Source organism: Parabacteroides goldsteinii (assembly GCF_020091425.1).
GTDB lineage: Bacteria > Bacteroidota > Bacteroidia > Bacteroidales > Tannerellaceae > Parabacteroides > Parabacteroides goldsteinii.
In genome coordinates this window covers 856,529-870,809 of the sequence record NZ_CP081906.1, presented here as the reverse complement: position 1 = coordinate 870,809, position 14,281 = coordinate 856,529, and the positions used below count along the sequence as shown (strand labels likewise).

At 44.2% G+C, this 14,281-nt stretch carries 13 protein-coding genes; 2 read left to right on the top strand and 11 right to left on the bottom strand.

The genetic code is table 11. The features are described 5' to 3' along the window. Positions 1 to 77 precede the first annotated feature (77 nt). Genes K6V26_RS04530 through K6V26_RS04520 form a run of 3 tightly spaced genes read right to left on the bottom strand, consistent with a single transcriptional unit; the run spans position 78 to position 1,946 of the window. Complete coding sequence (locus K6V26_RS04530; protein ID WP_224264701.1) at positions 78 to 608, bottom strand: hypothetical protein; 531 nt, start codon at positions 606 to 608, stop codon at positions 78 to 80. Beyond that, positions 605 to 1,333, bottom strand: coding sequence for a DUF2271 domain-containing protein (locus K6V26_RS04525; RefSeq protein WP_224264700.1), 729 nt, complete (start codon positions 1,331 to 1,333; stop codon positions 605 to 607). Before K6V26_RS04525 ends, K6V26_RS04530 begins: the two co-directional genes overlap by 4 nt. Next, complete coding sequence (locus tag K6V26_RS04520) at positions 1,326 to 1,946, bottom strand: TetR/AcrR family transcriptional regulator (RefSeq protein ID WP_186961303.1); 621 nt, start codon at positions 1,944 to 1,946, stop codon at positions 1,326 to 1,328. Before K6V26_RS04520 ends, K6V26_RS04525 begins: the two co-directional genes overlap by 8 nt. A gap of 247 nt (positions 1,947 to 2,193) precedes the next feature. On the opposite strand from K6V26_RS04520, the gene K6V26_RS04515 reads away from it, so the two are divergent. Beyond that, positions 2,194 to 3,027, top strand: coding sequence for an endonuclease VIII (locus K6V26_RS04515; protein WP_224264699.1), 834 nt, complete (start codon positions 2,194 to 2,196; stop codon positions 3,025 to 3,027). 1 nt (position 3,028) lies between these two features. Here the strand turns inward: K6V26_RS04515 and K6V26_RS04510 are convergent, their stop codons facing one another. Together K6V26_RS04510 and K6V26_RS04505 are read right to left on the bottom strand one after the other, a co-directional pair. Next, positions 3,029 to 3,391, bottom strand: a complete 363-nt coding sequence (locus tag K6V26_RS04510) for a hypothetical protein (protein WP_224264698.1) — start codon at positions 3,389 to 3,391, stop codon at positions 3,029 to 3,031. Beyond that, a complete protein-coding gene (locus K6V26_RS04505) occupies positions 3,388 to 3,681 on the bottom strand; it encodes a hypothetical protein (RefSeq protein ID WP_007652597.1) in 294 nt (97 codons plus the stop codon). Before K6V26_RS04505 ends, K6V26_RS04510 begins: the two co-directional genes overlap by 4 nt. 88 nt (positions 3,682 to 3,769) lie before the next feature. Between K6V26_RS04505 and K6V26_RS04500 the strand changes: the two genes are divergently transcribed. Then, positions 3,770 to 4,360: a nitroreductase family protein gene (locus K6V26_RS04500; RefSeq protein ID WP_224264697.1), complete on the top strand. Its 591-nt coding sequence runs from the start codon at positions 3,770 to 3,772 to the stop codon at positions 4,358 to 4,360. 76 nt (positions 4,361 to 4,436) lie between these two features. Here the strand turns inward: K6V26_RS04500 and K6V26_RS04495 are convergent, their stop codons facing one another. From K6V26_RS04495 to K6V26_RS04470, 6 genes are all read right to left on the bottom strand, one after another. Then, positions 4,437 to 6,497: a glycoside hydrolase family 2 protein gene (locus K6V26_RS04495; protein WP_394373145.1), complete on the bottom strand. Its 2,061-nt coding sequence runs from the start codon at positions 6,495 to 6,497 to the stop codon at positions 4,437 to 4,439. 159 nt (positions 6,498 to 6,656) lie between these two features. Beyond that, entirely contained in the window at positions 6,657 to 7,511 is an 855-nt protein-coding gene (locus tag K6V26_RS04490; protein ID WP_224264695.1) for a DUF7281 domain-containing protein, read from the bottom strand. Beyond that, a complete protein-coding gene (locus K6V26_RS04485) occupies positions 7,508 to 11,173 on the bottom strand; it encodes an ATP-binding protein (protein WP_224264694.1) in 3,666 nt (1,221 codons plus the stop codon). The genes K6V26_RS04490 and K6V26_RS04485 overlap by 4 nt, the downstream gene beginning before the upstream one ends. Then, entirely contained in the window at positions 11,157 to 11,717 is a 561-nt protein-coding gene (locus K6V26_RS04480; protein ID WP_224264693.1) for a condensin complex protein MksE, read from the bottom strand. The genes K6V26_RS04485 and K6V26_RS04480 overlap by 17 nt, the downstream gene beginning before the upstream one ends. 9 nt (positions 11,718 to 11,726) lie before the next feature. Then, positions 11,727 to 12,923 (bottom strand): hypothetical protein, encoded by a 1,197-nt coding sequence (locus K6V26_RS04475; RefSeq protein WP_224264692.1) that lies wholly within the window; start codon positions 12,921 to 12,923, stop codon positions 11,727 to 11,729. A 73-nt stretch (positions 12,924 to 12,996) separates the two neighbouring features. After that, a complete protein-coding gene (locus tag K6V26_RS04470; RefSeq protein WP_224264691.1) occupies positions 12,997 to 14,067 on the bottom strand; it encodes a Fic family protein in 1,071 nt (356 codons plus the stop codon). Positions 14,068 to 14,281: the final 214 nt, after the last annotated feature.

Here is a 14,281-nt window from a genome sequence, read left to right as displayed (position 1 = left end):
TGCTGTTATCGTTAGTAATAACACAACAAAGGTACGTTTGTTTTTCTTCTTTTCGGAAAAAACGAGTTTAATAAAGTTCAAAAAACAATCCCCAGCTTAAAGGGGAGGCTATGAAAACTCAACGATTCTTCATAGGAAGAATCAAAATAAGGAGTTGAATATTCCCGTAAGCGCTTTAAATCCTGCAATCCGTATCCCAGGGAAAACAACATCTCCTTATCAGACAATAAGTTCATCCGGACACCCACAGACGGAAACAAATAAAATCCTCCGTCCACTTTACTTGCCGGTGCAAAAGAATAGCCGGCCGCACAATCCAGGTAAGGAGTGAACCTGCCCGGTTTTAACAGGTTGAATTGTAGGTTTCCCGCCAAAGGAATCAGTGCTTCCTTATCATAAAGGGAAAATCCGGTTCCCACACCGGCAGCAAAGCGGCTACTGAAAGAATACAACACCCTGCCTTCCAATGTGAAAGGGACTGTCGAAGGAGTGCTCATCGGAATACCCGTACTGACGGTTACCTGATACCGGACAGGGCTACATTCCCTCTGTCCTTTCGAGAAAAACGGTATCAGAAAGAAAAGCATGATAAACAGATATTGTTTCATGGCTGAATCGTTATGGTTATTTGTTCGACAATCTTCAAAGCGGAAGTCAGGCTGGAAGTATCCGTATATAGTTGCCCATTGCTTCCGTCAGGCGAACTATGACCGATAAGGCTGGCGACATACGATGTAACACCGGATGTCAGGTCGATATCTGCGGCATAGACAACAGCCGGTTGTCCGCTCCCCTCCTTTCCTCCCGAATAATTATCATCTCCCTCCTGAGCCGATTTGGGATAACTCTCATTAAAATCGGTCGAATGGTTGATTTCTATTTTTATACGGAACTGCTTCAGACCGTCTGCCGGTTGCATCTTCACATCGAATCCGGAATGCGGCGTAGCGCCGGTCAGACCGTCGGTGAAAGGTTCCTTTTTAGTCGGCAGATAAAGACCGTCGTCATATTTTACCCCACGGGAATAACACCAATGCGGCAATGCTTCTTTCCTTCTGTTCTTGCCGGCCATCAGCCAGCTTTGAGTTGCAATCTTATGCGTCACATAGACGGTCGACAGATAATTTCCATCCTTATCTTCCAACCAGATTGCTATCTGGGGAGGATTCTTTCTACTGATTCCTAAAAACAAGGGAAAATCGTGTAACCATGATTCACCTTTCTGCAAGGTAATCTTTAAGTCATTACTCTTATACTCAACCAAATCGTTGTTGCAGGAGCAGCAGGCCAACAGTGCCATACAAGCTCCTAAAATAATTCCATACTTATGCATTTCTATAATTTTTAATCCAATTATCAATCAACAGGTCTATTCCTTTTTCCAATTCTTCCCAGCCGGTCTCACTCTGCAATTTGAAGCCGTTGTAGACCGGACAATTCTCTTCCAGCATAACCAGATAAGTGATAGAAGATGTGAGAACCGTCGCTATAACGGCAATATCCGCTTTCGGCCAGTCCGTCAACCGGCTGACAGCATCAATCAGCCAGATACCCTTCGCCTCCCTCCTCTCACGCAGTTCTTTGATTACTTTATTCTTGGCCGAAAGTTCCCAGCGATACAACCGCCTCAACGTATAACTGTTACGCAACATCGTGATTTGGTCACGAAACAGTTTCTTGACAAATTCACCCAAATGTTCCACTTCCGGCAGTTCAGGTTCCAGATTAATCCAGTAATCATTCCGTTCGATATAAGCAACAATCAATCCGTCCAGCGATTCAAAATAACGATAAATCAGCATTTTGGATAATCCGGCTTTTGCTGCAACCGCATTAATTCCCAGATTCTCGAAACCATCTTCTTCTATCAGGTCGTCCACCGCCTTCAACAAAGCCAGCTCTGTCAACTCTCTGTTTTTATTCGTTCTTACTACTTCTTTTTCCATACTTTACATCTTTGTTACCACTCGGTCACAAAACTAAGTTACCAAACGGTAACATCAAAAGGAAAAGTGATTTATTTTAATACCAATGTCGAATAATATAGAAAATCACCACTAATGGATGCGTCTCATAAAAAGACATATTATTCCCAATCTATTCAAAAAAAGACTTCTGTTCTGTTTCATACCTATAGATATATTCGTATGTTTACAGTGTAAAAATCATATATTAACGAACAAACTTATTCAAATGATAGAAGCACCGGAAGCCCAGATCCTGTCGGAACAATTAAATCAAACGATTAAAGGAAAGAGAATCTCTTTTGTCAGTGCCGGATATACCCCGCATAAATTTGTCTGGTATTATGGAGACCCTGCCGGTTACAGTGACAAGTTACTCCATAAAACTGTCGGAGAAGCACATGCTTACGGAGGGTTGGTTGAAGTGGAAATCGAGGATGTACGGTTACTTTTCGGAGACGGGATGAATATTTGTTATTATGCTCCCGGAAAAAAACTGCCGGAAAAACATCAGTTACTGATTGCCTTCGAGGATGAAAGTTGTATCATGGGTTCTGCCCGAATGTACGGCGGAATCTGGTGTTTCCCCGCAGATTCTTTTGAATGTAATTTCTCCCCCTATCGTGATGGGGCACGAAGCAAACCGCAGGTACTTTCCGATGCTTTCAACAAAACCTATTTCCTGAGCCTGATAAACAGCGAAGAAAAACAAAAGAAAACAGCCAAAGCATTTCTGGCCACCGAACAAACAATCCCAGGTCTGGGAAACGGTGTTTTACAGGATATTCTCTTCAAGGCTCGTATCCATCCTAAAACACGCATCAGCACATTATCGGATAAACAGAAAGACACTTTGTTTCATTGCGTTAAAGATACGCTTCAGGATATTTATCTAGCCGGCGGCCGCAATTCTGAAACCGACCTGTTCGGTAAGAAAGGAGGTTATATTCCCATTTTATCTAAAGATACCGTCGGAAAACCATGTCCGGTCTGCGGAGAAGATATACGGAAGGAAAATTATTTAGGAGGAAGTATTTATTATTGCTTCGAATGTCAGAAATAATTCAACCGTAAGGTTCTATATCTTCACAAACCCAATCGGAAGTATGTTCTATTGTATAACGTAACTTTTCCGGTTTCTGGTGAGTTCCAAAGAACATGGCTATTTTTATAGCACCATCTTCTATCCAGTAAACGATTTTTAAATTCGAATGCTGAACAAAAGTACGGAAACATTGAGGATAATCCTGCAATGTTGGTTCTATATATCCTAAACCTGGAAAATCAGTTAAAACTTGAAGACAATCTTTTATCGAAAAGTAAATTTGATTGGCTCTTGATGTTCCATACAAAATCTGATTAAAATCTTTCAGTTCCTTTAATTGCTTTTTAGCCAACGGAGAGATGATACGTTTCAACTTTTTCATCTATTTCTAGCCTCCTCTTCAATGCCCCATTCTTTTTCCAACTCAGCAAAAACCTCATCGGCATCCAGCATCTTTCCGTTCCGGTCATCTTCCAACACCTGATCTATCAAACTACGAAAATGCGCTACCGAACGAATTTGCATACTTTCAGGACAGGATAATGGCTCACGCGCTCCTTGCTGATAAGTAAAAATCTGATCTTCCAAAGAAATCAGCAACTCCTCATCTTCTATCTGGCTGATCTGTTTTATCAGATCTTCCCGACGTCTGTTTATTGAATTGATTGACATAATATGAACTATTAACGTGATTTACAAAGGTAGTAATAATATGATTCGATTCCGGATTTTTTTCCAAATCAATTCGTATGTTTGCAACATGAAATGGAAATATTCTTTTATCGTATTATTATCTGCTTTGATTGCCTGTAACAACAATACGGAATCTAAAGACAGTAAAGAAGTTAATGAAACATTGGAGACAATCTTCAATCGTAAAAGCGTACGCAAATACACTGAACGTCCAGTTGAAAAAGAGAAACTGGAGACACTGGTACGTGCAGGAATGGCCACCCCTTCCTCCAGAGACCGCCGTCCGTGGGAATTTATCATCGTAACAGACCGGGACATTCTGGATACAATGGGAGACGGACTCCCTCTGGCCCGTATGTTAAAAGAGACCAAGCAAGCTATTATCGTTTGCGGAGATACAGCGAAGTCCAATAACGCCTGGCAACTGGACTGTTCCGCTGCCGCACAAAACGTATTACTGGCAGCCGAATCATTGGGACTGGGAGCCGTCTGGACAGCCGCTTATCCGTATCCTGAACGGATGAAAGTAGTTCGGGAGGCTTTACACTTACCGGAACATATCGTTCCGTTGACTGTCATTCCGGTAGGCTATCCGACAGGCATTGAAAAGCCCAAAGACAAATTCAATAAGAAACAAATACACTATAACGGATGGTAAAAAAGACTCCCGGTGCTATCCTGCCGTCTGACAGGAAACACCGGGAGTTTCATTTATTGTTTAGTTCAGAGAGAGATCAGAATCCGGCATGTTCTTCCTTGTTCACCGACTGGTCCGAATCACGTTTCTTCTCGCCATTATATACCCATTCGATTTCATCTTCGTACGTCTTGCCGTCTTTCACAACAACCGTTTTTACGATATTTTTACCCATATCGAGCGTAATGTTATCTATAATATAATGTACGGGCGTATAACCTTCACGGATACCGGTCAGTTCCTTTCCATTCAGATACACTTTCGGCGTACCGATATTTGAATAAACAGTCACAGACGTTTCCTTTTTCTCACGGTCCCAGTTACGACGTTGCGTCAGATACAGTACAGGTTCTTTGCTCCAGTTTGCCTTGTACCAGAAATAAGAATCTTTCTTTATTTTACGGTCGAATGTTACCAGGCCTTTCATATTACGTGCCGGAACACCGCCGCGCACCCACATCGGGGCACAGAAATCAAACGTATTCCAAAGATAAGAAGCAATGATATACGGATGGGCAGCGATCACACTCCACTGATATTCGTGCGTTTTGGTAGCGAATGTTTCGGGATAGAACTCTTTCGTCCAGTTCAACGCATCTCCCAGATATTCCGTCTGATGGTTCAGGTTGGCATCTGCACCATATTCGGTCAGCATCAGTTTCTGATGCGGATATTCTTTCTCCAGATTCTCCACCCAGGGTTTGATATCCTGTATTTTCTTTTCATACCAACCGAAATAGCGGTTCATACCCTGAATATCGGCAACCAAGTTAACCGGATGCTCCATATGTCCGTATCCGTTCACCGAAACCGTATAACGGTCCGGGTCTTCCGTTTTAGCCAAGTCATGCAAAGACTGGGTCAGTTCTTTTGTATATTGGTGCGGCTGATATACCTCATTATGCAATCCCCACACATAGATAGAAGGATGATTGAAACTCTGGCGGATCATTTCACGCAACTGGTTACGGCAATTCTCCGCTTCCTGTCCGGTCACACGGTTTACAAACGGTATCTCCGCCCAAATAATCAACCCCAGGCTGTCACAACGGGAATACAGATAATCGGATTGCTGATAGTGGGCAAAACGAACGGTTGTCGCACCGACATCCATGATCGTAGCCAAATCGAAATCATGATTTTCGTTCTTCAAGGCACTTCCCAGCCCCCACCAGTCCTGATGACGGGTAACACCATACATCGGATATTTCTCACCATTCAGATAGAAACCTTTGCCGGCAACAATTTCATATTTACGCAACCCCAACGGCTGTACCATTTCATCAATCACCTGTCCGTCTTTAATCAAACGGCTGACAACCTTATACAGATAAGGATTTTCACGTCCTTGCCACAAAGTCGGTTTCTTTATTGTAAAAGAAGATTCATAGGCCTGCTCACCTTGTGCCGACAGTTCGAAAGACTGGCTATGAGTAGCCACCTGCTTTCCTTCCTGATCGTAAATCGTATTCTGCAAAGTAACAGGAGCGGGTTGCAGAGTTCCGTTGTCGAGCTTTACCTTCACTTTTACATCTGCCTGTTTCTTCGATACATTCTTCTGAGTGACATAAACACCGGGAGATGCACAATCGGTCACACTTATATTATACGGTTCAGTGACAACCAGCCACACCGGACGATAGATACCGCCATATACGCCAAACAAATTATGATTAACCGGGATCACATCGGGACGTGATTTATTATCCGCTTTCACGATAATCTCATTTTCCTCTCCAGCCTTCAATAGCGGACTGATCTCACAGGCAAAAGCAGAATATCCGCCTTTATGGGAAGTTGCCAGCATGCCGTTCACAAAAACCTCTGCACAGGAGCCGACTCCCTCAAACCGTAAAAAGACACGCTTATTTTTCAGTTCAGCCGGGAAGAAATATTGTTTTTTATAATAAGCCGCCCCTTCATAAAAACTATTGGCCTGTACCTGCATATCTTTTGCATTCCAGGTATGAGGGATTTCAACTTCCGACCATCCCTTATCCCATTTCGGGGCATTGATGGCCAGTTCCTTTTCCGCCGGAGCTTTTTTAAATGACCAGCCGGAATTAAATGATTCGACTTTTCGGCCTTCCGCCTGCATGGTCATTAATCCCAGACAGGCTAATAATAAGGTTAAACTTAATACTCGTTTATTCATGATTTGTTAATTGAATGAGTTGCAAATATACCCCGGCATTCTTTTTTTCAGTAATAAAATCATCTCATTACCGATTAAGATTGTCTCTATTTACCTATAAAATCACTCAAAACGGATAAAAACCTCCTGGTCAAGTCCTCTTTTATGCTTATGGATCAGTCCTACCAACTTTTGAACTTCCGGCAACTCCAGACATTCGGGTGATAAGTTGAACGACTGCTTATCATATCTCTCCCGGCTTCCTCTATCCAACCACTCTTCTATATCATCCGGTACAAAATAATGAGCCTTCCCCGCCAGATAAGGTAAGTATTCATTACTGAAAACATTCAAACCTGCCGGATCAAAATCGCCGAAATGAAGATACGGATTCGGTATAGCTGCCAGCCAACGAATCAGGTCTTTGCTTTGTGTCTGAGGATAACGGCAAACAAACAGAGGCGTTATGTTATTGAACAGATAGGCTTGCTGACGGATATAACGAAAGTTCTCCGGATTCTCCATACCTACAACTGTCACTCCCGAATCTGGTACAAACGTTTCAAAATCGGAAATAAACAAATAACTACCCTCAACAGGTGAGACAACAAACAGTTTCCCGTTAAACATAGATTCCAAAGGCTGGTAACTGTTCACACAGAAACCCTTAAAACTTCTCACCGAACGAATTTTTGTATCACCTGCCTGACGTGCTAAATCAGCACGGTGCAAGTCTTCCTTTTCCAATGTTTCGACATAGAGCGAAAGGTTACTTATATTGAAACGGTTGTAAAGAAAGTCATCGAGCGCAACTTGATTCCTGACATAATAAGTTTTCCGACTCCCTTTCGGAAGGATTTGCAACACCTCTTCTTCCAGCAACAAAGCAGACAGTACATTATTAAACTGGCTGGAAGGAAGCTTTTCTCCCCTCCCCAGCCGCTGCAATTTACGGGCATCCGCCAACGAGAGCTTCATGATTCGGCCTCCTTCCGGATCAAGCGTTTAACGACTGTGATATTCTGGCTGTCCTTATTTAATATATAGGTATAGCGATAATCCGTTGCCCGGTAGGAAGTAGGCGAACAATTGACCAGCAGGATATTGCGGCTGTTGGCAAAGTTGAGGATACCTTGTATGTTATTCGGATGCAACTTGCCGATCTCATCCATCATGCAATGCAGGCGGAAGTCGCTGAAACGGCGGGAGGCCTTTTCTTTGAACACATTGAGCAGCATGATATTAATCATCGCCTTGACTAGCACATCCGTCCCGTCGGAACCCACATTGGCCAGTTTTTCCACCCATCCGCTGTCGTTATCGTTCTCCACGATGCGGAATTGCAGGTCGAAGGTGTCGGATAGGGTTAGCTCCTTCTCGCTCGTCAGTGATAATTCCTTCACCAGCGATTGCAGATAACCGACTGCCTTCCGGTTGTTCTCCTCCTGTTTCTCAGCAGAGCCGGAGAAAAGGTCGAAACTTCCCAGGCTAAAAAGATGCTCCTCATTGAAATCGCGTATGGTCTGCATCAACTGCATGATCTTATTCTCACTCGGCATGGCACGAAGGGCGATGCTTTTGATTACTCCGGCAAAGTTGCGTTCCACAAAATCGTCGTTGATATCGTTGATCACCTTCTGTATAGCTCCTTCCCGCGACATCATATCCGAAACTTCCTTTCCGATCTGCCGAATAATATCGGTGTAAGCCTTATTGGAACGTTGCTCGAACTCGGCGATCTTGTCGTTGTCGATAAAGTCAGTCAGTTCAGAAGCGAAATCCATAAAATCATCCTGAGTCGTCAGGCGGGTACGGAAATGGAAGGTGTTCTGTTCGGAGAAATTGCCGGTGAAGCGGTTCACAGCCTCCCGCAAGTCTTTTTCCCATTCTATGATACGGTAATGGTTACGGATCAAGTCCTCTACCAGTATCTTACAACGCTTCCCCGTTTCCTTTTCCGCACCGGACAGCAGTTCGACCGGGCAGTCCTCCTGCTGGCAGAATTCTTTTGTCCGGCGGATATCCTCCCTCAGTTCCTCCAACGAACGGTTTAGGTCGTCCAGGACAGTCCGCTGTTCGCCCGCTTCACGAACCAGTGACAAACGTTTCTGTTCGTATTTCTCTTGTTCGCCGGCCAATTCCTTTTCTTTCAGTTGCTTGTCGTTACGAAACTCATCCATCCGGTCGATCAGTTCTCGTTTATCTTTGCGATATTCGATCACCAGCGTCCGGTTATCTTCTATGAAACGCAGTTCGTTTTCCAGTTTCCCGATCTGATCCGTCACCATCGTTATCCGGGAAGTATCTGCGCCTTCACCGGCCAATTCTTTGGCATACTCTTGTTGCAAGGCAACCAATGTTTCTTTCAGTTTTATTCCGGCAGCGGCAATTCCGGCATGTAACAAAGCAGTGGCAGTTTCCACCTGTTCCGTTTCCTCTTTGACCCGTTGCCGGAACTCTTTCTCTTTGGCTTTGATCCGTTTATCCAGGACAGCAATCGATTTCTGCCATTCCTCTTCCGCCTCCATTCGTTGAGCGGTGACACAGCGTACCTGCTCTTCCACCTGTAGTAACAGGACTGCCTTCTCGTCTGCCGCCTTTTGCTGCCAGGTGATCAGCGCTGCCGCCAATTGCTGCAACTTCTTCTGGTGTTGTTCGTTGCGGTAATCCAGGCGGATCACTTCTTCCTTGTCCGCTTTTATCAAAGGCTGGTATTTCTTTTTGAGACGGACAGCCTCTTCTTCTTTGCGGACAGACAGGTCGTTGAACTGCTTTTTCAGTTCCTGTAACTGTGTCCGTAACTCCTGCTGTTCCTCTTCATATTCGCCAATGGTCTTCACCACTTTGCCGATCCCCGACAAATCAAGTTTGACACCGTAGAGTGTAGCGGATATCTTTTCCATCAACTGCGGACTGAGTCCGGTATGGAACAAGACCTGCTTCTCGTCGATCACCTTCCCGATCGTGTCTTCCCATCTGGGATATTCACGGTTCAGCCACTCATAGAGTGACCCCTGCCGGCTCTTCAGAAGAGTTGCAATCTCAGCGATATGGCGATCAGCCTCCTCTATCCGGCGTGACAGTTCTTTTTGAGCGGAAGCCGTTTCGCGTTCCAATGCTTGTCCTTCCAGCTCCCATTCGCGGGTGGTGCTTTTTATACGGCGGTTGCAAGTTTCTTTCTTCAGCATATCTTCCTTGATCTCTCCTTGCAACGCTGCTTGCTCTTCTTTACAGCTGCGAATTTCTTTTTCATAGAACACCTGATGGCCAATCTCCACTTTCCGGATCGCCAACGCAGAAAGTTCCTCCTTCTTCCGGTCAATCTTTCCGCGGGCGCTGTTCACCTTTTCTTCCTCCTGCTCCTTTATTTCGCGGATCAGTTGTTCCTGTTGTTTGAGAAGTTGCTCTTTCTTCTCAAAGAGCCGTTGTTGCAGACCGATCACCTCCGTCTCTTTGGTATTTTTGAATGTCGTGAATTGAGCCTTCTCCTGCTCTTCCAGCAAAGCAAACTTCTGGCGGATATGTGTAAAACGGTCTGTCAGGACACGCAACTGTTCTTCCAACCCAGCCTTTTTACCCGCGACACTTTCACGAGCGTTTACCCGTTGTTCAATCTCCGTGATATTCAGTTGTTCATATCGTTTCTTCTGTTCACGGGCCTGCTGCAACTTTTCGTTCAACTGTTTGATATCGGATACGATCTGTATTTTCTTCTCTTGGTATTTATTCGCCAGTTCGTTCAATTGCATTTCCGTCTTTCTCAACTTTTCCTGTTGCTCGGAAAGATGTCGTTCACGAACGGGAAGTTCTTCGCCGGCAAGACGATAAGCAAAGTTCAGTTCGTGTGACAGTTCCTTCCGCTCCTGTTCATGGTAAAGCAACGTACGACGCACATCGATGACTTTCTCCGCCTGTTTACGTACCAGTACATTTCCATTCCTGTCCTTTGCATGCCACAGGCTGATGTCCTTATATTCTTCCTCGAATCCTTTGAGATGATCAGCATATTGACTCAGATCAATCGTCGCATTTTCTTCGCTCAGTGACATGATGATCGTATCTTTAATAAATGAGGCTTCCAGTTTTGAATTAAGGAAGACATTCTGTATCGTACGAGGAATATTCTGATACTGGCTGCTTTCGGTGATGGCAAACTTGCGAAACTCGGGCGGCAGTCCCTTGTTATTCCCGAAGATGATATTCCGGTATTCTTCGTATTTCTCGATCTTTCGGCTATAATACACCTTACGACCCAATGCTTCGCGTATCTGATCCCAACCGTCGAAGGCACGCCCCTCCGGAGAAATAAAGAAATCCTTGTCGTAGGCAATATCGAGGAAACGAAAACAGGCACGTCCCTGCGAACGGAACGCCATCACCAGATAACAACCCTCATCGCGCTTTACTTCGTAGATCACATATGAATTGGCATACGGGAAATAGTATTCGTCGAAACTTTTCTTCTCTTTCGAAATTCCCAGTTTCATCTTATCCGCATTATAGAAAAAGAGCAAGGCACGCAGCACGGTACTCTTCCCCACTCCCTGGGTTCCGATGAAATGTACATTGCCGTCGACTGGGATATCGGCATAATTCACCCGGGCGCTGTTAATAAAAACAATTCTATTCAGGTATCTCATTTTGCGTTTCTTCTGGTATATTGATACAGGTTACTAATTCTTCCAGATAATTAAAAGCGGCAACAACCTTATAGGTCGATGTGATCTCGTTCTCCAACTCGATGAACCCGTCACGTTTCAGATCGTTCAGTATCTTTTCGAGTATCTCGTCCTGCTTCTCCTTTCCCGTATATTTCTTTAGTCCGCCGAGCTTCTCCTTCAGCTCCGCATCCAGTTTGAGACGCACCAGAATATCGGACGGCTGGAAACGGAAACCGGGGGCAAACGCATTATCATACGTTTTGACAAAGTCGAGCACATCGATCCACCGCATGGCGATTTCCAGCTTACGTTCCAGTTCGGCACGGGTTTCGCGGCGGGCAAAATAATAGTACTCGTTGCCGCTTTCGAGGAAAAAGTTGATCGAAGCGTAATGTTCATAGAGTTCCGTAAGGTTCCCGTCTATCTGGTTGTAAAGCTGGCGGATATGCGGATCGGTACTATCCGACGAGATAAACCCGCCCTTGCTCAATAACTCGAATATTTCAGCTGTCTGTTTAATCATAGTTCATATTTATTTAGGATACACCAAAGTATATTCGACCCCATAGGCCGAAGCATACTGGTCAGTGACCGAACAATCGTCGTAATACTGGGAGATGATCTGGCAGTAGAAGGTGATACGCTCGTCAATATCTACCTCTTTCGGAAAGTGGTAAGTCATCACGAAAGTGAACAGGTCGCTACCCGAAGCCAGAAACGCGTTCTTCACCTCTTCCAGATTGATAAATATTTCTTCCGTCGTCTGCGTCACAAGATAATCACCGGCAATGTTACCAGCAATCTTCTTCGCCTGGCGGCCATTTTTCTTCACACGGACAAATACTTTACGGATACTTTCCACCACATCGTCGCCGCTGCGCAGATAATCGACCGACAAACGAAGCGGATAAGTGGGCGACGGCTCGAAGCAAACGGGATCTTTGGCTGCCAGAGCTTCGCGGATATTCGTCTTGCTTTCCAGCTCAAACTGGTCTTTCAGGTATTTCAGCTGGCGAACTTTTATCAATATCCGGCTCTGATACTCGATTTGGTTCAAATAACTGATAATCTGTTTCTGGATCTCGATCAGGTTGTGGCTGCATTCGTAAAACTGAAGCCTCAGCATATCGGTAATATGCCCCAGCTCCTCATCCGTAGCAATACAGAAAAAGGCTTCCTCCTTTCCGTTGATAAGTTCCTCTGTCATCCGAATCAACGCTTCAATACCTTCGCGCTTTTCATCGAGGCGCACCAGCTTCTGTTTCTTTATCTTATAATTAGGTTCGCTTTTAAAGGTGTTATCAACATTCCGTTTCAGGTCGATCACATTGCGAAGAGTGGTGACGGCGATGTTACGCAGCGTCCGTTTGATATTTCGCAGATAGCTGTATCGCTGTGTCTCGTTGTTTTCCTGAAGGAAATAGGATATCGTATCTTTCAGATAAGTGATATGTTCATGGACGAACGAAATATTGATCTCCTCGTTCACCTCCAGTATCTGTTCGAAGAATTGCAGATAGGAATCTTCCAGTTCGAGAAACGAACCGTTCTCCCTGACGACCTCCGAATCGACCAGTTTCCGGATGCGTTCTTCCTTATAGTCCACCAAAGCCAGCGCATCCTCATAACGAAACGAAAGTATCTTCCGCTTCGCAAACAGCTCTTTCAACAACCGTTGTTCGCGACTAAGCGTTTTGAGGAGTTCTTCTATGGAATGAAATGCTGGCATAGGGGTATGATGTTTTTAATTAATTGATCTTAATTCGTTAGATTGTACCACCATTTTAGATTGTACCACCATTTTAGGTGGTACAATTGATTAAGACGTGCCAACGTCCACGTGTTCCACCCTCACGCTTAATGTACTCTTTATTCTGTAACTCCTTTATTTCTTTCTGAACAGCCGATTTGTTTATAGTAAGTGCGTCAGATAATTCACGCACCGTAATCTTAGGGTTAGAAGATATCTGCTCTATTATTTTTTCAGTAACAGGCCTTCTGAACAAAATGACTTCACCATTCATATACCACAATTTACCGGAATGCCGGTGAATAATTTTAAGTCCGATATCAAGTTCCTCCTCCAAAACATGCTTCATATAATTAATAAACGGCTTTATTTGTCCAAACGAAGCCTTAGCACCTTCGGCTGGGATAGAGCCGACAGCCGTATCCGCTGCACTTAGAGCACGTAAATAGTTCGCTTTATCCTTTGTTTTAATTACAATCATTGGGTAATTATGACGGGAAAGAATGTAGTTCACCATCAATCTGGCTATACGACCGTTTCCGTCCTCAAAAGGGTGGATACGAATATACCGATAATGGAACACGGCTGCCAACTCTATCGGAGACATATCTCCGGCCACTTCCGCTTTATTATACCATTGTACCAAATCATTCATTAAAGCCGGTGTTTCTTCCGGGGAAGCATATTCAAAAGACTCTCCGGTAACGGTTATTACGGAATTAGGACGAGTCTTATAACATCCGGCATGAATGACGTACGAAGTCGTTGTCCCATCAGGCAATCTGCGATAAACAGTATAATCTTCGCGTAAAAGAGTATGATGAAGTTGGCGGATAAAGGTTTCCGTCAAAGGATGAATCTTTTCTGCAGCTTCTACTTGCATCATTTTCAGACCGACATTATGTGCTTTCATTTCTTCCAAGTCTTTCATGTTGGCTTCGCCGATCACTTTCCCAAATAGCAATAAAAGTTCTGTCTGGCCATAAGTCAGCGTATTTCCTTCCATATGATTGGAATTATAGTTGAATTCCAACATGAATTTCTGATTCAAACGAATACTGTCTTCCTCTTTCAAAGGCTGCAAAGATAACCATTCGCCATAAAGTTTCTCTATATTGTCCATAACCGTTCCTTTTTCAATCTCCTGATTCGTTCTTTCGGATACAGTTACCGGAGAATCCCCTATAGTTGAATTCGCTTGCAACTGAATTGCAAATCTAATAAAATAATCTTATTCCCCCATTGCCACCACCAGTTATTGATAATCGTCCTGCCATCTTTTCCTTTAAGTCCCCAAAGCAGACGACGAGAAACAGAAAAGAGTATCCTATTGATAC